This window comes from Microbacterium sp. P5_E9, from assembly GCF_054049175.1.
In genome coordinates, this window is record NZ_JBFUMV010000013.1 from 1 (window position 1) to 17103 (window position 17103).

The 17103-nt window shown below is 68.7% G+C and carries 17 protein-coding genes; 11 read left to right on the plus strand and 6 right to left on the minus strand.

Going from position 1 to position 17103, the window contains the following annotated elements:
* Together ACXJ3V_RS14625 and ACXJ3V_RS14630 are read left to right on the plus strand one after the other, a co-directional pair.
* Nucleotides 1-1063: hypothetical protein (locus tag ACXJ3V_RS14625; protein WP_457101057.1), on the plus strand; the 1063-nt coding region annotated here is incomplete at its 5' end.
* Between the two features lie 354 nt (nt 1064-1417).
* Nucleotides 1418-2434 (plus strand): hypothetical protein, encoded by a 1017-nt coding sequence (locus ACXJ3V_RS14630; RefSeq protein WP_457101058.1) that lies wholly within the window; start codon nt 1418-1420, stop codon nt 2432-2434.
* Between the two features lie 58 nt (nt 2435-2492).
* Here ACXJ3V_RS14630 and ACXJ3V_RS14635 read toward each other — a convergent pair whose 3' ends face one another.
* On the minus strand, nt 2493-2936 hold the full coding sequence (locus ACXJ3V_RS14635; protein ID WP_457101059.1) for a DUF1801 domain-containing protein: 444 nt from the start codon (nt 2934-2936) through the stop codon (nt 2493-2495).
* A 111-nt stretch (nt 2937-3047) separates the two neighbouring features.
* Between ACXJ3V_RS14635 and ACXJ3V_RS14640 the strand changes: the two genes are divergently transcribed.
* Nucleotides 3048-4436, plus strand: coding sequence for a hypothetical protein (locus ACXJ3V_RS14640; RefSeq protein ID WP_457101060.1), 1389 nt, complete (start codon nt 3048-3050; stop codon nt 4434-4436).
* A gap of 7 nt (nt 4437-4443) precedes the next feature.
* Here ACXJ3V_RS14640 and ACXJ3V_RS14645 read toward each other — a convergent pair whose 3' ends face one another.
* Complete coding sequence (locus ACXJ3V_RS14645; protein WP_457101061.1) at nt 4444-4779, minus strand: DUF7882 family protein; 336 nt, start codon at nt 4777-4779, stop codon at nt 4444-4446.
* Nucleotides 4780-4995: 216 nt separating this feature from the next.
* Between ACXJ3V_RS14645 and ACXJ3V_RS14650 the strand changes: the two genes are divergently transcribed.
* The 5 genes from ACXJ3V_RS14650 to ACXJ3V_RS14670 all read left to right on the plus strand — a co-directional run bounded on the left by ACXJ3V_RS14650 (nt 4996) and on the right by ACXJ3V_RS14670 (nt 9658).
* Complete coding sequence (locus ACXJ3V_RS14650) at nt 4996-5799, plus strand: N-formylglutamate amidohydrolase (RefSeq protein ID WP_457101062.1); 804 nt, start codon at nt 4996-4998, stop codon at nt 5797-5799.
* Nucleotides 5796-7022, plus strand: a complete 1227-nt coding sequence (locus ACXJ3V_RS14655) for a flavohemoglobin expression-modulating QEGLA motif protein (protein ID WP_457101063.1) — start codon at nt 5796-5798, stop codon at nt 7020-7022. Before ACXJ3V_RS14650 ends, ACXJ3V_RS14655 begins: the two co-directional genes overlap by 4 nt.
* Nucleotides 7019-8062 carry a glutathione synthetase gene (locus ACXJ3V_RS14660; RefSeq protein WP_457101064.1) on the plus strand — a complete coding sequence of 348 codons (1044 nt, stop codon included), beginning with the start codon at nt 7019-7021 and terminating at the stop codon, nt 8060-8062. The genes ACXJ3V_RS14655 and ACXJ3V_RS14660 overlap by 4 nt, the downstream gene beginning before the upstream one ends.
* 30 nt (nt 8063-8092) lie before the next feature.
* Nucleotides 8093-9109 carry a synaptic vesicle VAT-1 family membrane protein gene (locus ACXJ3V_RS14665; protein WP_457101065.1) on the plus strand — a complete coding sequence of 339 codons (1017 nt, stop codon included), beginning with the start codon at nt 8093-8095 and terminating at the stop codon, nt 9107-9109.
* Between the two features lie 81 nt (nt 9110-9190).
* A complete protein-coding gene (locus ACXJ3V_RS14670; protein WP_457101066.1) occupies nt 9191-9658 on the plus strand; it encodes a VOC family protein in 468 nt (155 codons plus the stop codon).
* Nucleotides 9659-9662: 4 nt separating this feature from the next.
* Here the strand turns inward: ACXJ3V_RS14670 and ACXJ3V_RS14675 are convergent, their stop codons facing one another.
* Nucleotides 9663-10706, minus strand: a complete 1044-nt coding sequence (locus ACXJ3V_RS14675) for an aldo/keto reductase (RefSeq protein WP_457101067.1) — start codon at nt 10704-10706, stop codon at nt 9663-9665.
* 102 nt (nt 10707-10808) lie between these two features.
* A complete protein-coding gene (locus tag ACXJ3V_RS14680) occupies nt 10809-11708 on the minus strand; it encodes a LysR family transcriptional regulator (RefSeq protein ID WP_457101068.1) in 900 nt (299 codons plus the stop codon).
* 117 nt (nt 11709-11825) lie between these two features.
* On the opposite strand from ACXJ3V_RS14680, the gene ACXJ3V_RS14685 reads away from it, so the two are divergent.
* The gene (locus ACXJ3V_RS14685; protein WP_457101069.1) at nt 11826-12515 is read left to right on the plus strand and encodes a type 1 glutamine amidotransferase domain-containing protein; all 690 of its coding nucleotides are present in this window, start codon (nt 11826-11828) and stop codon (nt 12513-12515) included.
* A 107-nt stretch (nt 12516-12622) separates the two neighbouring features.
* Nucleotides 12623-13960, plus strand: coding sequence for an alpha-galactosidase (locus ACXJ3V_RS14690; RefSeq protein ID WP_457101070.1), 1338 nt, complete (start codon nt 12623-12625; stop codon nt 13958-13960).
* A 23-nt stretch (nt 13961-13983) separates the two neighbouring features.
* On the opposite strand, the gene ACXJ3V_RS14695 is transcribed toward ACXJ3V_RS14690, so the two are convergent.
* Nucleotides 13984-15312, minus strand: coding sequence for a DUF222 domain-containing protein (locus tag ACXJ3V_RS14695; protein WP_457101071.1), 1329 nt, complete (start codon nt 15310-15312; stop codon nt 13984-13986).
* A 55-nt stretch (nt 15313-15367) separates the two neighbouring features.
* Entirely contained in the window at nt 15368-15775 is a 408-nt protein-coding gene (locus ACXJ3V_RS14700) for a hypothetical protein (protein WP_457101072.1), read from the minus strand.
* A gap of 137 nt (nt 15776-15912) precedes the next feature.
* Between ACXJ3V_RS14700 and ACXJ3V_RS14705 the strand changes: the two genes are divergently transcribed.
* A complete protein-coding gene (locus tag ACXJ3V_RS14705) occupies nt 15913-17076 on the plus strand; it encodes an MFS transporter (protein WP_457101148.1) in 1164 nt (387 codons plus the stop codon).
* The last annotated feature ends 27 nt before the right edge of the window (nt 17077-17103 follow it).

The following is a 17103-nucleotide window of genomic DNA, read 5'->3' on the forward strand; positions in this document are numbered from 1 at the left end:
CGAGGTAGCCACGGGCGTGGGGTGGGCAGTCCACCCGGACTCGACTGACGCGGCGGGAGTCACGTTCGTCGAAGGACCTGCAACGCCGCCACTCGGTCGCGGCAGCCTGGAACTCTATGCGCCGACGTCGACTGATCGTGCGCTCGCGTTCGCCGTGCCGACGGGCGCTGGCGGCGGGATTGTGCCGACGCCGGTGCCGTGGGCCGGGACCACCGCCTCCTACGCGACCTTTGTACCCGACGGAGGCGGCGACTCCAGTGCGCCCACGTTGCGGATCGTCGGCTATCAGGTGTTCGTCGGGACGGAAGGGTTCACCACGCTCTCATTCCAGCCTCCCGCTGACGAGTTCGAAGCTGGCGTATGGCAGACGTGGGACATTGGCCCCGGTTCGGAGGTGTTCCAGTCGAACACCCCCGTCGACAACTTCTGCATTCAGGCCGATCCCTGCACGCTGGAGGAGTTCGGGGCTCACTACCCGGGCGGCCGCTGGGGTGAGATCCAGGTCGGCATCGGGGCAGGCGCACCGGCAGAGTCGCTCGGATATGCCGACGCCGTCGTCGTCCGTGGCGTGATTGACGATGCGCAGGCGGAGTTTGCCTACGACTTCGAGCTGCCGGCATCCGACAACTCCACGGCCTCCGTGGCGGCCGGCGCAGCGACCGCCACCGGCGGGTCGGCGACGGTGACGCTCAATGCCTCGGCGATCTCGGCGACGCCGACGGTGCCGTTCACGATCGTCGTCACCCTGCCCGACGGCACGGAGCAGAGCCAGGTGGTGGAGGTCGACTACGACAGCACGCAAGCGGTCTCGATCCCGGTTCCGTTCGGCACGACCCACGTCGAGGTCTGGGCGCAGGACACCCTGATCGCGGAAGGCGATGTGACGTTCACCGCTCCCGTGACACCGCCGGTGACACCGCCGGGCGGTGGCGAACTGGCCCCGACCGGATTCGATCCGGTCCCCGCGTACTGGGGATCTGCTCTCCTCGCGGCCGGGCTCGCCATGGTCGCAGTGGGGCGCGTACGTGTCCGGGCACGTGGCACTGATCGACGGGATTCATAACACCGAACGTCTGAGGGGCTGCGCGGGCGACCGCGCGGCCCCTCAGACTGTTCGGGGCGGTAAGAGAAGAAATCCCTGATGAGGTGCGCCGTCCGCGGGTGAGCTCGAGTCCTGGTCTGGTTGCAGGGGGCCATTGTCGAGCGTCTCGACTCCGGGATACGGTATGCGGAATGCGTAACGAAGGAGTTCGCCATGCTATTGAGTTCGGGTGCGGTCGCGACGGTTCTCGCCACRGTCACTTTCTTYGCACTGCCGGGCWCGCCGCCCGTGGTCGTCGACTCGTTCAGCACCCTCGYCGAGGTAGCCACGGGCGTGGGGTGGGCAGTCCACCCKGACWCGACKGACGCGGCGGGAGTGACCCTCGTCGAAGGGCCCGCAACACCCCCACTCGGGCGGGGCAGCCTCGAACTATCGGCGCCGACGTTCGATGATCTCGCGCTCGCGTTCGCCGTGCCGACTGGCCAGCCCGGCGGCGATCCGCTGGCGACCCCGTGGACCGGACTCAGCGCCTCCTACTCGACTTTCGTACCGGATGTCGACAACCCCACGGGCCGCGAACCGACGCTGCGGATCGTCGGCTACCAGGAGCTCGGCGGGCTCCAGGGGCCCGAGGGATTCACCACGCTGTCGTTCCAGCCCGCTCAGAATGGGCCGATTGAAGCCGGCGTCTGGCAGACGTGGGACATCGGCCCCGACTCGGAGGTGTTCCAGTCGAACACCTCCGACGGCTTCTGCACCATCACCGCACGCTGCACGCTGAGCGAGTTCGTGGCCGCCTACGAGACCGGCGGGTGGTGGCAGGTCCAGGTCGGCCTCGGGTCGGGTGTGCAGCCGGACTCGGTCAGTTACGCCGACGCGGTCGTCGTCCGTGACGGCGACACTGCGGAGTACTCCTACGACTTCGAGGTGCCGGCATCCGATAACTCCACCGCCTCTGTGGCGGCCGGCGCAGCGACCGCCACCGGCGGGTCGGCGACCGTGACGCTCAATGCCTCGGCGATCTCGGCGACACCGACGGTGCCGTTCACGATCGTCGCGACCATGCCCGACGGCACGGAGCAGAGCGAGGTGGTGGAGGTCGACTACGACAGCACGCAAGCGGTCTCGATCCCGGTTCCGTTCGGCACGACCCACGTCGAGGTGTGGGCGCAGGACACCCTGATCGCGGAAGGCGATGTGACGTTCACCGCACCGGTGACACCGCCTGTGACACCGCCGGGCGGTGGCGAACTGGCCCCGACCGGATTCGATCCGGTCCCCGCGTACTGGGGATCTGCTCTCCTGGCGGCCGGGCTCGCCATGGTCGCAGTGGGGCGCGTACGTGTCCGGGCACAGGACGCGGGCCGTCGATCGACTCGACGCGATTCGTAGCGCAGAACGACCTCACTGCGGGGCTGCCCGACCGGGCAGCCCCGCAGTGCTTCGCCCGCTACCCCTCGGTCTTCCAGAGGATCTGACGGATCGGCCCCGCTTGCGACTTCGACTCCACGAATTTGTGTGACGCCCGGAGGATCTGCTCGAGGACAGGCAGATCGACGTCGCTCAGTCGCCTGATGTAGAGGCAGTACCCCGTGGTGGAGTGCCTGCCCAGCTTGGCCAGGAGCGCCGAATGACGTGCCGTGCCATCCATCAGGTAGATGGTCAGCTTGCCCTTTCGCGGGTAGAAGCCGATCGTGTGACCGTCGCCTTCGCGGCCGCTGTCGTATTTGTAGTGGTAGGTGCCGAACCCGATCGTGCCGACATTCCAGAGCGTCGGCTCGTGCCCGCTGATCCGATGCATCATCGCAATCAGCGTCTGGCTGTCCGAGGCCACCTGCTCATCTCCGAGCGACGCGAGGTAGGTGTCGACCGAGGGTTCGTTGCGATCTGTCATTGCGTCCGCTTTTCCATGCCCGATGATGGAGTCGATCCCTGGACGCTACTCCGCCGGAAGGCGGCGATTCCAGGGGTCGAGCATGATCGGACTGTCGACGAGGAGGGTCGTGTGAGCCAGGAGAGGCTGCCGTGGCAGGCGGGGTCAGACGTTCTGCCGATGTTCTTCGCCGGGGTGTCCACCCCTGGCAGGGTGGATCGCGAGGCGGCTATCGAGGTGCTTCGGGGTGCGGTGGATCTGGCCAACGCATGGATCGGTGTCGACGTCACGTGGTCGACGTTCGTCTCGGTCAGAGAGGACGACATGCGGGCCCCGATGGAGAAGATGAGCCGACCTGGACTCGACTGGGAGTTCATCTCCACGAGGTCTGGAACCGCGGCGATGATCCTGCTGACCGGAGTGTGCACCGACCTCGCCGACTATCCGTGGCATCCGAACCACACGGTGGCGGAGGTCGCGGTCTGGTTCCCTGTTTTCGTGGCCGCGCTCGGTCGCGACGCGGGGCGGATGTGCGTGGGCGTCTCGGTGCAGCGCTGGGCGATGTACGGCTCGGGGGAGAACATGCCGTGGATCGCCGGGCCGGTAGGCCCGTGGGTGGCGCGCAGCGTCGAGATCATGGGCGCTGACACCGGGTACGCGATCCTGGACCAGGTGAAGGGCTCTCACCGCCAGAGCCCGCTGGAGAGTCGAAGTATGCCCCCCGACGGCGGATACGGGTCCGTTCCCGATGTCTGGGGCTACGGGTGGGGGACGCTCCTGTCGCCCTCGCACCTCGAGCGGATCGGCGGCGTCGAGGGCCTGCCCGATGCGCACGTCGAGCAGCTGCCGGGCGGCCGGGTCTGGGTGACGCTGGGCGACGATCCATCGCAAGTGCCCGAGGTGGCGATGTGGCGCCTGCATGAGGCGCTCCAGCCGGCGTTCCCGGCGCCCCGGCCGCAGTGGATCGAGGAGCCGGTCGATGAGCGGGCGATCCCGCGCACGGTCGAGGACGTCCGCGAGGCGTGGCAAGCGGCGGCCGCTTCGGCACGCGCGGCAGGCAGGACGGGCGGCACGTTCGGGCCTGTCGGGTTCACCCTGGACGCCGGGGTCCCGGAGGTGGTGGTGCCGCATGGGACCGTCTTCACCGACGGGTTGATCATGTTCGAAGACCTGGACGCAGAGGCGGCGGCGGTGCTGCTGGGCGGGTTGGATGCCGAAGCGCTCGATGAGCGCGCCGGGCCGGGTCCGACGCTGCGTGCGGCGCTGCGCGCTGCGGTCGCTCATCCGGGGGTCGTACGGCTCAATGGGCACGCGGTCGGGCCGAGCCGGGAAGACGAGCGGGTGACGGTGGATGGCGTCCACATCCACGACGACCCTGTGCTCGAGCTGCTCGGCCCGGGAGACCGAGAGCAGGCTTGGCGGCGGGTGCAGGAGCTGGGCATCGACGATGCGCAGGTCGCCCCCGACGAACTGCGCGCGCCCAGCGCGGCGGGCGGTCCCTGGATCGTCTGGTGGGACTGAGCTTCGCTCAGGCCGCCTGAACCGCGCGGATCGGGCGGGCGAGTTCGCCGAACATGTCGAGGTCCAGCAGCAGCCCCTTGCTGGAGCTCGCCGCGTTCGCGAGGTTCTGCAGGACCTGCCCGTCGACCCCGTCCGGCTCCGCGTCGAATACGAATCGCAGGGGGATCGCGGGCTGCATCCAGATCGTGGAGACGCCGGCGGGGTTACCGTCCGGGTGGTGCCAGGAAAGCATGAAGCACTCGCCGCGACGCAGTTTGGTGGTGGCGACCACGCGCAGGTGAGCCAGGATGCGGTCGGGGATCTCGATCGCCTCGGTCAGATTTCCGTACACCAGATGGCCCATGTCGAGCTCCTTCACAGCACCGCCGGTGGGTGCCTCATCGCCTACGGTAACAGATAGTACGCAAAATTAGCTAATATCACGAACAGTAAGATTGGCGAGACATTGTGTGCGATTACGCGGTGAGCGCCGACTCGCGCCGCTCGAGATCTGACCCAGAGCGGTCGGTGAGTCGTCAACCCCCTGGAGAGGGGGTGTCGCTCCGGACACAATGAGCCCATGACCACCACGGACCGCCCGCCGTTCGAATTCCTCGGCGACTGGAGCGGACAGTTCATCGCCACCGCGATCCACAACGGGCATGACGTGCGTCCGGACTTCGCCGCCGAGCTCGCCCTGCCGGAAGCAGATCGGCTGCGGGAGGAGGATCCGCACACCGACGAGATCGGCGCCCTCATCCCCGCGCGGGTCATCGTGCATCGGTCCCGGTTCGAGCTGGACCTGAACCGCACGCGCGATGAGGCCGTCTACCGCAACGCGGAAGAGGCATGGGGGCTCGACATCCTCCGCGATCCTCCACTCGATGAGGCCATCGTCGGCGGTTCCCTCGAGGTCTACGACGCCTTCTACGCCGAGCTCGGCAGGCGGCTCGACCCGGTCGCCGCACGCGGACCGTTCGTGGTGTTCGACGTCCACTCCTACAACCACCGGCGCGACGGCGCAGATGCCGCCGCGGCCCCGGGCGAGGAGAACCCGGAGGTCAACGTCGGCACGGGCTCGCTGGACCGCGAGCGGTTCGGACCCGTGGTGGACACCTTCATCTCGTCACTCGCCGGCGTGGATACGTCAACTGGTCGGCTCGACGTCCGCGAAAACGTCCGCTTCCGCGGACGGCAGCTCGCGGCCTGGACCCACAGCCGCTACCCGGACCGCGGCATCGTGCTCGCCCTCGAATTCAAGAAGACCTTCATGGATGAGTGGACCGGCACGGACGATCGCGCCCGCATTGAGGAGCTCGCGCGCGCCCTCGCGGGCACCATCCCGCCCGTCGAGGAATCCCTGCGGGAGCTGGGACTGCGGTGACGGGCGGCGACGCAGTCGGGCCCGAAACCAGCGCCATCGAGGTGGGCGCGTTCTCGGCCGCCGACCTCGCCGCGGACCACGCGATGGCGTCGCTCGTGGGAAGCGTGCGATTCCTCCTCGAGATGACGCCGGTGAACGCGGACGACGTCCGCGCGGGGTTCCTCGCGCACCCCGAGGCGGACCCGGTGTTCGAATACCGCGAGCTCGATGTGGACCCCGATGTGCTGGACGTCGAGGTCGCGGCGCTGCCGCTCGACGGCGTCTCGGACGCCACCCTCGCCGCGCTGCTGCGAAATCGGCAGCGCGAGATGACGCTTCGGATCGAGATGCTGCGCGCCCGCAATACGCCGGACTTCCTCCAGCTGTCGATCGCCCAGTACGGGGCGCTGCTTCCTGCCCTCGTGACGCGCGCGGAAGACCTTCTCGACCGGCTGCCGAGCGGGCGATTGGAATATGACTCCGTGGATGCGAAGGGGTTCCTGGCCGCGGCGAAGGTGGAGATCGATCATTACCGTTCGCTCGATCCAGATCTCGGCATCCATGCGGAGATCCGCGACGACGTCTCGGGCGTGCTGGTGGACGGCAGCACGCTCCTCATCTCGCGCAACGCCTCGGTCGCGGGGCCCCGGGTCAACGCGCTGCTCCAGCACGAGATCGGCACCCACCTGGTGACCCAGGTGAACGGTCTCGCGCAGCCGATCCGCATGATGGGTTCCGGTCTCGCGCACTACGACGAGACGCAGGAGGGCCTGGCGGTGCTGGCGGAGATCGCCTGCGGGGGGCTCACCGCCGCACGGCTGCGCCAGCTCGCGGCGCGGGTGGTCGCCGTGCACTCGCTGGTCGGAGGTGCGAGCTTCGTCGAGACGCACCGTCTGCTCACCGACCGGGGCCTGCCGGCGGGGAGCGCCTACGGCGTCACGATGCGGGTGTACCGAGCCGGCGGCTTCACCAAAGACGCCATCTACCTGCGCGGGGTGCTCGCGCTGCTCGGGCACCTGGCCGCAGGCGGCGTGCTCGATCTCCTCTTTCTCGGCAAGTTCTCGCTGGAGGATCTGCCGCTGGTGGAGGACCTCGCGGGTCGTGGGCTCCTCGCCCCGGCGCGGGTCATGCCCCGGTACCTCTCCGATCCCGCGACCGCAGTGAGACTGCGGGATGCCGCGCACGCGGAGGACCTCGTTTCGCTGGTCAATCATCCACAGCCCGTCCTGGAGGAACTGCCATGAAGATCGGATTCGTTGTCAACGACATCGCCACCGAGAAGTCGACGTACACGACGACCCGGCTCGCGATGACGGCCACTCGCCTCGGGCACGAGGCGTGCCTGATCGGATTGCGGGACTTCGGCTACGAGCCGGACGATTCGCTGTCGGCGACCGCGGCGGCCGCGACCCCCGGCAAGTCCTACCGCTCGCTGAAGCGGTACCTCGAAGATGTGCGGGCGGGTGCCCGTGAGCAGGTCGCCCTCGACGACTTCGATGTGCTCATGCTCCGCGCCGACCCGGCGGTCGACGCCGCGGAGAGCGCCTGGGCGAACACGGCCGGTTTGGCGTTCGGACACCTGCTCGCCGACACAGGAGTGCTCGTGGTGAACGACCCGAGCTTTCTGGCATACGCCCTGTCGAAGGCGTACTTCCAGCACTTCCCCGAGGTGGTGCGACCGCGCACGATGATCTCGCGCGACGAGGAGCGGATCCGCGAGTTCATCGTCGACCTCGGCGGCCGTGCGGTGCTCAAGCCCCTGCAGGGCTCCGGTGGCTCCGGCGTGTTCCTGGTCAACATGAAGGAAGAACCCAACATCACCCAGATCGTGGAGGCGATCGCTCGCGACGGCTATGTCGTGGCGCAGGAGTACCTGCCCGCCGCCACCGACGGGGATGTGCGGATGTTCGTCATGAACGGGCGTCCGCTCGAGGTCGACGGCGTGTACGCCGCCTTCCGCAGGCGCCCGGGTGAGACCGATGTGCGCTCGAACATGTCGGCAGGCGGCAGCGCCGAGGCCGTCAAGGTGACCGACGAGATGCTCCAGCTCGTCGAGGCGGTGCGCCMTAAGCTGCTCTCCGACGGCATGTTCCTCGTCGGGCTGGACATCGTGGGCGACAAGCTCATGGAGGTCAACGTGTTCTCACCCGGCGGTCTCGGGTCGTGTCAGGCGCTCTACGACGTGGACTTCACGACCGCCGTCATCGAGGATCTCGAACGGAAGACGGCGACTCGGGAGCACTATGGCACGAAGCTGTCGAACGCCCAGCGTGCCACGCTCTGACTGACGCGCGAGCGGCGGGGAGGATCCACCATGAAGCAGGTCGTCATCGTCGGTCATGGGGGCCCGGAGAAACTCCAGGTGCGCGAAGCCGCCGACCCCGCGCCGAAGCCGGGGGAGGTGCGGATTCGCGTCAGAGCGAGCGGCATCAACTTCGCCGACATCTTGACGCGCAAGGGCCTCTATCCCGATGCCCCGAAGCTCCGGGCCGTGGTCGGCTATGAAGTGTCGGGGGTGGTGGACCAGGTGGGCAGCGGGGTCGACCAGGCTCTGATCGGCAGAGAGGTCGTCGCGCTGACCCGCTTCGGCGGCTACGCGGAGGTCGTCTCGGTGCCGGCGGGGCAGGTCTTCGATAAGCCCGCCGGGCTTTCGCACGTCGAAGCGGCTGCCATACCGGTGAGCTATCTCACCGCGTGGCAGCTCCTCGTGGTCATGGGTTCACTGCAGTCCGGCCAGACCGTATTGATCCACAATGCCGGCGGCGGGGTCGGGCTCGCCGCGATCGACGTCGCGCGCCACGTCGGCGCGACGATCTACGGCACCGCCAGCGCCGCCAAGCATCCGTTCCTCATCGAGCGCGGCGTGCACGAGGCCATCGACTACCGCACCACGGACTGGTCGGTCGAAGTCGATCGGCTGACCGCGGGGCGAGGCGTATCGCTCATCATGGACGCCTTCGGCGGCTCGCACTGGAAGAAGAGCTATCGGGCCCTGCGCTCGACGGGGCGGCTCGGGATGTTCGGCGTCTCCGCGGCGACCGCATCGAAGCTGCCCGGGCCGCTCCGGCTGGGGAAGGTGGCCCTCAGCATGCCGATCTTCCATCCGGTGGCGCTGATGAACGGCAACAGATCGGTCTTCGGCGTGAACCTCGGTCACATGTGGCACGAGACCGACATGATCGCGGACTGGATGCGCGTGGTGCTCGAGGGCGTGACCGAAGGCTGGGTGCGGCCGCACGTCGACAAGAGCTTTCCGCTCGAGAGCGCGGGGGAGGCGCACACCTACATCGAGGAGCGAAGGAACACCGGGAAGGTCGTCCTGACGACCTGACCCGCCGCCTTGGCCCTCGCCGCTGTCGCCGCATCCGCGTAGCGTGGACGGCGAAGTCACCTGTCGAACAAGGAGGTTCCCATGGCGAGACTCTCGCCCATCCAGCCGTGCCTGTGGTTCGCCGATCGGGCACGCGAGGCGATGGAGTACTACGTCGACGTGTTTCCGGACTCACGCATCAACTCCATCGAGGAGTACCCCGACGCATCGCTCGACGAGCACTTCGGCGGCATGTCCGGCAAGGTCCTGAACGGACAGTTCACCCTCAACGGCATGGATTTCGTGTGCCTCGACGGCGGGCCGCTCTTCACCTTCAACGAGGCGATCTCGTTCGTCGTGGCCTGCGACGGCCAGGAGGAGCTCGACCGCTACTGGTCGAAGCTTTCGCATGTGCCCGAGTCGGAGCAGTGCGGCTGGTGCAAAGACCAGTTCGGGGTCAGCTGGCAGATCATCCCCGCGAACATGCGTGAGCTGACTCGCCGGCCGGAGCAGATCCAGGTGATGATGGGCCAGAAGAAGATCGTGATCGCCGAGCTCGAGAACGCCTGACGCGTCAGTCCGGCACCGTCACCGAGGTCGGGAACGGCAGGCGCTCTGAGTTGTTCACGACCTGGTGCCAGTAGGGGTAGATCGGCGTCGTCGCGCTCGCCGCGTCGAGCCGGGCGATCTGGTCGGCGTCCAGCGACCAGCCCACCGCGCCGAGATTCTCGATGAACTGAGCTTCGTTGCGGGCTCCGAAGATGATCGAGGACACCGTCGGGCGGCTCAGCACCCAGTTGAGCGCGAGCTGCGGGATCGTCTTGCCGGTCTCGGTGACGAGTTCATCGAGCACGTCGATGGTGCGGAACAGCGTCTCGCGATCTCCGGATGCCTCGGTCTCGCCGGGCACGGCGAGTCGACTGTCTGCGGGGACGGGCGTGTTCCGCCGGAGCTTTCCGGTGAGTCGTCCTTGCGACAGCGGACTCCACACCACGGTTCCGATTCCTTGGTCGACCGCCAGCGGCATCAGCTCCCACTCGAATTCGCGGGACGCGAGCGAGTAGAACGCCTGATGAGCGACATGGCGCACCCATCCGTTGCGCTCCGACACCGAAAGCGACTTCATCAGCTGCCAGCCGGAGAAGTTGGAGCATCCGATGCAGCGGACCTTCCCGCTCCGCACGAACTCGTCGAGCGTGCTCAGCACCTCCTCGACCGGGGTCAGGCCGTCGAAGCCATGGAGCCAGTAGACGTCGACGTAGTCGGTGTCGAGGCGCCGAAGGCTCGCTTCCAGAGCGCGGGTGAGGTGGGAGCGCGAACTCCCGACATCGTTGGCGCCCGGTCCGGTGCGTCCGTTCGCCTTCGTGCCGATCAGCACCTTGTCGCGCCGGCCGGCCACGGCTCGACCGAGGATCTCCTCCGCGCGCCCGCCCGAGTAGATGTCGGCGGTATCGAAGAAGTCGATCCCCGCGTCCAGGGCGAGGTCGACCATCCGCCGTGCCTCGTCGCCCTGCGTGCTGCCCCAGGATCCGGTGCCCTCACCGCCGCCGAACGTCGCGGTGCCGAACGACAGCACCGGGACCCTGAGCCCCGAACTTCCGAGTTGGCGATATTCCATTCCTTGGCTCTCTCTCGAACGGTCGATCCGCCCCTCATCGTGCCAGGCGGCCGTCGCGCTGTCTCCCTCTTGCCGCGGCATCCGCTCCTCCTGTACCCGCAGCTAGAGCGAGTCCCACTCCCGGGCCTTCTCGAGCAGTCGGGCGAGGACCGCGTTCGTCGCGGGCGTCGGCGGAACCCGCGCCGGCACGGCGAGGTGGAGCGTGTTGATCGTGGACTCGATCGGTCGATGCAGGATCTCGAGCTGTCCCGCGGCAAGGGCGGGGTCGGCCAGATAGCGCGGGAGTGCCGAGATGCCTGCTCCGGCGACGACGGCCGCGAGGATGCCGCGCAGGTCGGGCACGACGATGCTGACTGCGTTCGCGGGCCGGCTGTCGAACTGGCTGCGCCAGTAGCGGCGCACGATGGAGAGCTCGCTGTCGTAGGCGACCAGCGGCATCCGGCGGAGCGCTTCGGCAGGATCGCTGCGCAGCCGCTCCTGGTCGATGCCCGCCGCGAGAGCGGGCGCGCCGACCAGCACGAACTCCTCGTCGACGAGCCCGCGGTAGCGAACCTCCGGATGTGCCGGGCGGATCGAGGCGATCACCAGGTCCAGCCGGCCGTGCGCCAGTGAGTCGATCAGCGGCTGCGCGAGTCCGAGCGTGAATTCGAAGGAGATCCCGCCGAGCGTGAGGGGGGCGAGAGCCGGGATGACCCTGCTCGCGATCACATCGCTGGCGCCGCCGATCCGCACGGTGCCCGTCATCGGCGCGTCCGGATCGGCCGTCGCCTGGCGGAGGCGATCGATGGGGTCGGCGATGCGCGCGGCCAGTCGATCGGCGGTGGCGGTGGGCGTGACGCCGCGCGAGGAGCGCTCGAAGAGGGCAGTTCCGAGCTGCGTCTCCAGACGGGCGAGCCGTTCACTCACCGAGGGCTGACTCACTCCGAGGCTGGCGGCCGCGCTCGTGATCGAACCCAGACGGTAGATCTCGAGGAACGTTCCGAGCAGGTCGAGGTCCGGCATCCGCTTCTCCATCAATAAATCTATGACTCCCTAGGATCATACGGAATTCAGTCGATATCGGCGCGTTTACTCTCGAGACGGTTCGTCGAGCCGGATCCCCCTACGAAGGAGAAGCACATGTCACGAGTACTGATGGTCGTCACCGGAGCTGACACGCTGACGCTCGCCGATGGCAGCGCGCACCCCACCGGGTTCTGGGCCGAGGAGCTCGTCGAGCTGCACCGGTCGATCACGGCTGCCGGCCACACTCTCGATGTGGCGACGCCGAACGGGCGGGGTGCCACCGTCGACCCCGGGAGCCTCGACATCGCCACCGAATCCGGCCGGGAATTCGCGGGCTACCTGGATTCCATCGCCGGCGTCCTCGCCGAGCCGCTGGTTCTCGGCGACATCTCGGCGGGGACCTACGACGCGATCGTCCTGCCCGGGGGACACGGCCCGATGGCCGATCTCGCGTTCGACGCCGACCTCGGCCGACTGCTCATCGACGCCGTCGACCGTGACGCGATCGTGGGGGTCTTGTGCCACGGCCCGGCCGGTCTGCTGAGCGCGATCCGTCCCGACGGGTCCTTCGCGTTCGCCGGTCGCGAGCTGACCGTGTTCACCGACGAGGAGGAGAACGCCGGCGGTCTGGGAGCAGGCTCGCCCTACCTCGTCGAGTCCCGGCTGCGCGAGCTCGGCGCCGTGATCGCCGCTGGCGCGGCCTGGAGCAGCACAGTGGTCGTGGATGGATCGCTCATCAGCGGACAGAACCCGCAGTCGAGCGTCGCCACCGCCCAGCGGGTGGTCGAGGCACTCGCCGGCTGAGAGCAGCGCCTCGCCGCAGTTCGGCACACGGCGGGCGGTCCGCGACGTGGGGCCGGATGTCGCCGCCATACTCGGAAGGTCCGCACAACTCGACGAGGAGACGACGCATGGCCAAGACCCCGGTTCGCCGGCCGCCGATGGGCTGGAACAGCTGGGACTGCTTCGGCACGACCGTCACCGAGGCCGAAGTGCTCGCGAACGCCGAGTTCATGGCGACGCACCTGCGCGAGTTCGGCTGGGACACCGTCGTCGTCGACATCGACTGGTCGGATCCGTCTGCTCGGACGCACGGCTACAACGCTGACGCTCCGCTGGAGCTGGACGTCTATGGACGCCTCGTCCCCGATCCGATCCGGTTTCCGAGCTCTCGCGACGGCCGCGGGTTCGGGCCGCTCGCGGAGCGCGTCCATGAGCTCGGACTGAAGTTCGGGATCCACACGATGCGGGGGATTCCGCGGCGTGCGGTGGAGCGGGCGCTTCCGGTGCTCGGCACCACGGCGACGGCCGCCGAGATCGCCGATCGCACGAACGTCTGCGAATGGAACCCGGACATGTTCGGACTGGATCACGATCACCCGGCCGTGCAGGCGTACTACGACTCGACGCTCGCGCTCTACGCCGAGTGGGGCGTCGACTTCATCAAGTCGGACGACATGCTGTGGCCGTACCAGGCACGCGACATCGAGTCGTACGATCGGGCGATCGCGGCGACCGGCCGGGACATCGCCCTCAGTCTCTCGCCCGGTCGCGATCTGTCCCTCGCGCGGCTGGACCACCTCCGCGCGCACGCCACGATGTGGCGGATCTGCGACGACCTCTGGGACAACTGGGCCGACGTCGAGGCCAATTTCGCCCGGTTCGCGCGGTGGGCGCCCTTCGCCGGGCCTGCCGGCTGGCCGGACGGCGACATGCTGCCACTCGGCCGTCTCGGCCTGCGCGCTGAACGCGGCGACCCGCGCGACGACGGCTTGACCCCGGCGGAACGCGTCAGCCTCATGACGCTCTGGACCATCGCGCGGTCCCCCCTGATGATCGGGGGCGATCTGCCGAGTACGGATGCCGCGGTCATCGCCCTCTTCACCAATGCAGACGTGCTCGACCTGCACGCGACGGCGACAGCGAGCCGGGAGCTGTTCCGCGAAGGCGCGCTGGTGCTCTGGGGTGCGGAGGGTCCGGACGGCCGGCAATGGACTGCGGCCTTCAACCTCGGCGACTCTCCGCTCGAGGTCACGCTCGACGCGCAGAATCTCGGGTTCCCGACATCCGGCGACGGGCAGCTGCCCGGCGTGGTCACCGAGCTCTGGAGCGGGCAGACCGTGCCGGCTCGGCGGGTCAGCGAGCAGAGCGACGCGGCTCGAGGCGTCGCGCCGGGAAGCATCGCGCTCGATCTCGCCCTCGCGACCCACGGGGCAGTGCTGCTCCGCTTCGACCCGTCACCCGCCTGATCGAGGCCGAGTGCCGCCCGGCGTCAGAAGGGTGGGAGGGGTTCGGCGCCGGCGGTGGGGTCGATGGTGAAGACGGGGACTTTCCGTTCGGGTTGGACGACGTAGATGCGTCCGGTCGGGGAGGTCCATTCGATGGCGCCGCCGCTGCCGGGGATCTGGCGGATCTCCCAGTTGCCGTGGTGGCGGACGGTGTGGTGCCCTTGGCAGAGCGGGGCGTGGTTCTGCAGGGACGTCTCGCCGCCGTGCTCCCATGGCACCTGATGGTCGATCTGACATCGGGATGCGGGCATCCCGCATCCGGGTGCCATGCACCGGTCGGCGCGCCATTTGATCAGTCTCCGCAGTGCCGCGGGAGGTCGGTACTGGTCCCGGCCGACGGAGAGCACCATCCCGGTCTCCGGGTGGGTGAGGACCCGCATCCACGAGGCATCCCCGCCGCACAGTTCCCGGGCGACGGAGACCGGGATCGGCCCGATCCCTTCGACGACCGGCAGATCCGAGTTCAGCGCGGCTTCGTCGCTGAGCAGGGCCAGCACCGGGGCGGTGACGACCGCCGTGGCGCGGATGCCGCGGGATTCGGTGGGCATCGCGTCGGTGAACCCGTCGATCAGCAGGTCGCAGATCACGTCGGTGCGGACTTGGTCGAGGGCTCTCGTGTCGCCGTCACCGTCGCGGGCGTCGCGCCCGACGATGGTCTTCGCGATGGCGGTCGCTCGTCCGTAGATGGCGTGCAGTTCCACGATCGGGGCGTAAATCAGCAGCAGCCCTGCCCCGTCCTTCCCGGGTTCGAGCACGACCCGCCGGTTCTTCACCGCGGCGGCCCAGCGTTCCTCGATGGTCGGCGCCTGCGCCTTCTCGATCAGGGCATGCAGGCCCCGCCGGAACGTGCCGACCGGCTCCGCCTCGGCCAGCACCAGCGCCCTCGCTGCTACGGCGTCGCGGAGCTCGGGCATCAGTTCATCCACGGCGTCGGCCAGGATCTCGGCGTGCTTGAGCGTGATCCGCCCGCCCGCCAATGACTCCAGGACGGCCGGGTACCGGTGCACGAACGCGGCCGCGAGCGTGATCATCCGCCCGGCCGCGTACTCCGTCACCCGCAGCGCCGTCGCCAACTCCAGGCGGATCCCCCGCTCGATCACCTCACCGACGCCCAACCCGGCACGCTCGGCCACGGCCAGGAGTTCCCGGCGCATCACGTCGACCCGCCGCAACTTCTGCGCGGCGAACACCGCCTCCATCGTCGCGATCTCGAGCACCCCGTCCAGCGCATCCGGGGCGGGTGCTCCATCGACGTCGCCCGGCCACGCATCCGCAAACTCCTGCGGGTCGGGGGGAAGCTCCGGATCGATCATGACTTCAGAGTAGAACATACCTCCGACACTGGTAGCAGCAGCCACCTCGCGGTGGTCAGGGGGCAGCGGGGGCAACGCTCGGCGTGCGGAGCATCATGGCGGTGGTGATGCCGAGCACCACGATCCCGATCGCTTCGACGATCACGGCCTGCGGAACGAGCGGGCGATCCCACGACTCGGTGATGCCGAACAGGCTGACGGTGAGGGCGAGGATGAGCGCCACCAGGGTCGCTATCAGGAACAGCAGGCTCAGCACCGTGGTGAGTTGCAGCAGCCGGCCGCGGAGGAGCAGCATCCCCACCGCGAGCACGACGCCCGCGACCCCGTTGAGCACGAACGCCACCCCCAGCACGCCGCCGGTGCCGTTGAAGACGAGATACAGATGGATCAGGCCCGTCGCGAGAAGGACGGCGGCGCTGAGAAATCGCATGATCCACAGAACGCGCTGGTTGTCTTCGGCCATCACTCACCCGTTTCCGCTCGGCAGCCCTTCGAGACGAGGCTCTCACCCATACACACGATGGAGCGCCCCGGCAGGTTCACCTCGAGACGATCGTTAGTGTGGCGTGCGTGGCCAGTTCCGACAAGCACACCGATGCGATGCCCGCAGCGGTCCGGCTGAGTCCGCTGTACGCGGCCGGCTTCGTGACCGCGTTCGGCGCGCACAGCGTCGCGGCGGGGCTGGGCGCCACCGGCGGGGACATCGGTCTGAGCCTGTTCCGCATCGGTCTCCTCCTTGCGCTCTACGACCTCGCCGAGGTGATCCTCAAACCCGTGTTCGGATCTCTGTCCGACCGCATCGGGGCGAAGCCCGTGATCGTCGGGGGACTGGTCGCCTTCGCCCTGCTGTCGCTGATCGGCCTCGGGGCGGCGAACCCGATCATGCTCGCCCTCGCCCGCGTCGGGCAAGGTGCGGCGGCAGCCGCCTTCTCGCCGGCATCGTCCGCAGCGGTCGCACGGCTCGCCGGCCCCGGCAGGACCGGGAGCTACTTCGGCCGTTACGGGTCCTGGAAGGGACTCGGCTACACGATCGGCCCCCTGCTCGGCGCGGGCCTCATCGCCCTGGGCGGCCTTCCCCTGCTCTTCGGAGTCCTCGCGGCGGCAGCGGCCATCACCGCGGTATGGGTGCTGGTCGCGCTGCCCACGCTCGCGCCGCTGCCGCGCCCCCGGTACACGGTGATCGATCTGGTGCGTCAGACCACCGAACGCGCCTTCCTCGTGCCGACCGTGGCGATGGCGACGTCGAGCGCCGCACTCGGAGTCGCGATCGGGTTCCTCCCCGCACTGGCGGTGCAGCGGGGCTCCTCCGTGTTCGTGAGCATCGCGATCGCGTCCGTGCTCGCGCTGTCGTCGACCCTGGTCCAGCCCTTGGTCGGCACGTATCGCGACCGTCATGCCGACATGGACCGCACCGGCATGGTCGTGGGCTTGGTCGTGATCGCCGGGGGAGTGCTGCTGGCGGCGTCGCCGCTCGGCATTGCCGGGCTGTACGGTGCCGCGGTCCTCATCGGCGTCGGAATCGGGGTGACCACGCCGTTCGCGTTCGCGAGCCTCGCCGATTCGACGCCGGTCGAGCGGATGGGGCGCACGCTCGGTTCCGCCGAGGTCGGCCGTGAGCTCGGTGACAGCGCCGGCCCGCTGCTCGTCGGAGCCGTGGCCACAGCGTTCGCCCTTCCCGCCGGCCTGGCCGCGCTCGCCGCGGTGACGGCCGGCGTCGCCATCGTCGTGGGCGTGCAGAAGATCCCGGTTCAGCCGCCGGCATGACGTGGGATTCGCCGGATGCCGCGGCTA

Coding starts and splice junctions, on each gene's coding strand:
- ACXJ3V_RS14675 (WP_457101067.1), bottom strand. CDS start 10,706: ATGGAATATCGCCAACTCGGAAGTTCGGGGCTCAGGGTCCCGGTGCTG.
- ACXJ3V_RS14690 (WP_457101070.1), top strand. CDS start 12,623: ATGGCCAAGACCCCGGTTCGCCGGCCGCCGATGGGCTGGAACAGCTGG.
- ACXJ3V_RS14705 (WP_457101148.1), top strand. CDS start 15,913: ATGCCCGCAGCGGTCCGGCTGAGTCCGCTGTACGCGGCCGGCTTCGTG.
- ACXJ3V_RS14645 (WP_457101061.1), bottom strand. CDS start 4,779: ATGGGCCATCTGGTGTACGGAAATCTGACCGAGGCGATCGAGATCCCC.
- ACXJ3V_RS14700 (WP_457101072.1), bottom strand. CDS start 15,775: ATGGCCGAAGACAACCAGCGCGTTCTGTGGATCATGCGATTTCTCAGC.
- ACXJ3V_RS14635 (WP_457101059.1), bottom strand. CDS start 2,936: ATGACAGATCGCAACGAACCCTCGGTCGACACCTACCTCGCGTCGCTC.
- ACXJ3V_RS14695 (WP_457101071.1), bottom strand. CDS start 15,312: ATGATCGATCCGGAGCTTCCCCCCGACCCGCAGGAGTTTGCGGATGCG.
- ACXJ3V_RS14685 (WP_457101069.1), top strand. CDS start 11,826: ATGTCACGAGTACTGATGGTCGTCACCGGAGCTGACACGCTGACGCTC.
- ACXJ3V_RS14680 (WP_457101068.1), bottom strand. CDS start 11,708: ATGCCGGACCTCGACCTGCTCGGAACGTTCCTCGAGATCTACCGTCTG.
- ACXJ3V_RS14650 (WP_457101062.1), top strand. CDS start 4,996: ATGACCACCACGGACCGCCCGCCGTTCGAATTCCTCGGCGACTGGAGC.
- ACXJ3V_RS14665 (WP_457101065.1), top strand. CDS start 8,093: ATGAAGCAGGTCGTCATCGTCGGTCATGGGGGCCCGGAGAAACTCCAG.
- ACXJ3V_RS14670 (WP_457101066.1), top strand. CDS start 9,191: ATGGCGAGACTCTCGCCCATCCAGCCGTGCCTGTGGTTCGCCGATCGG.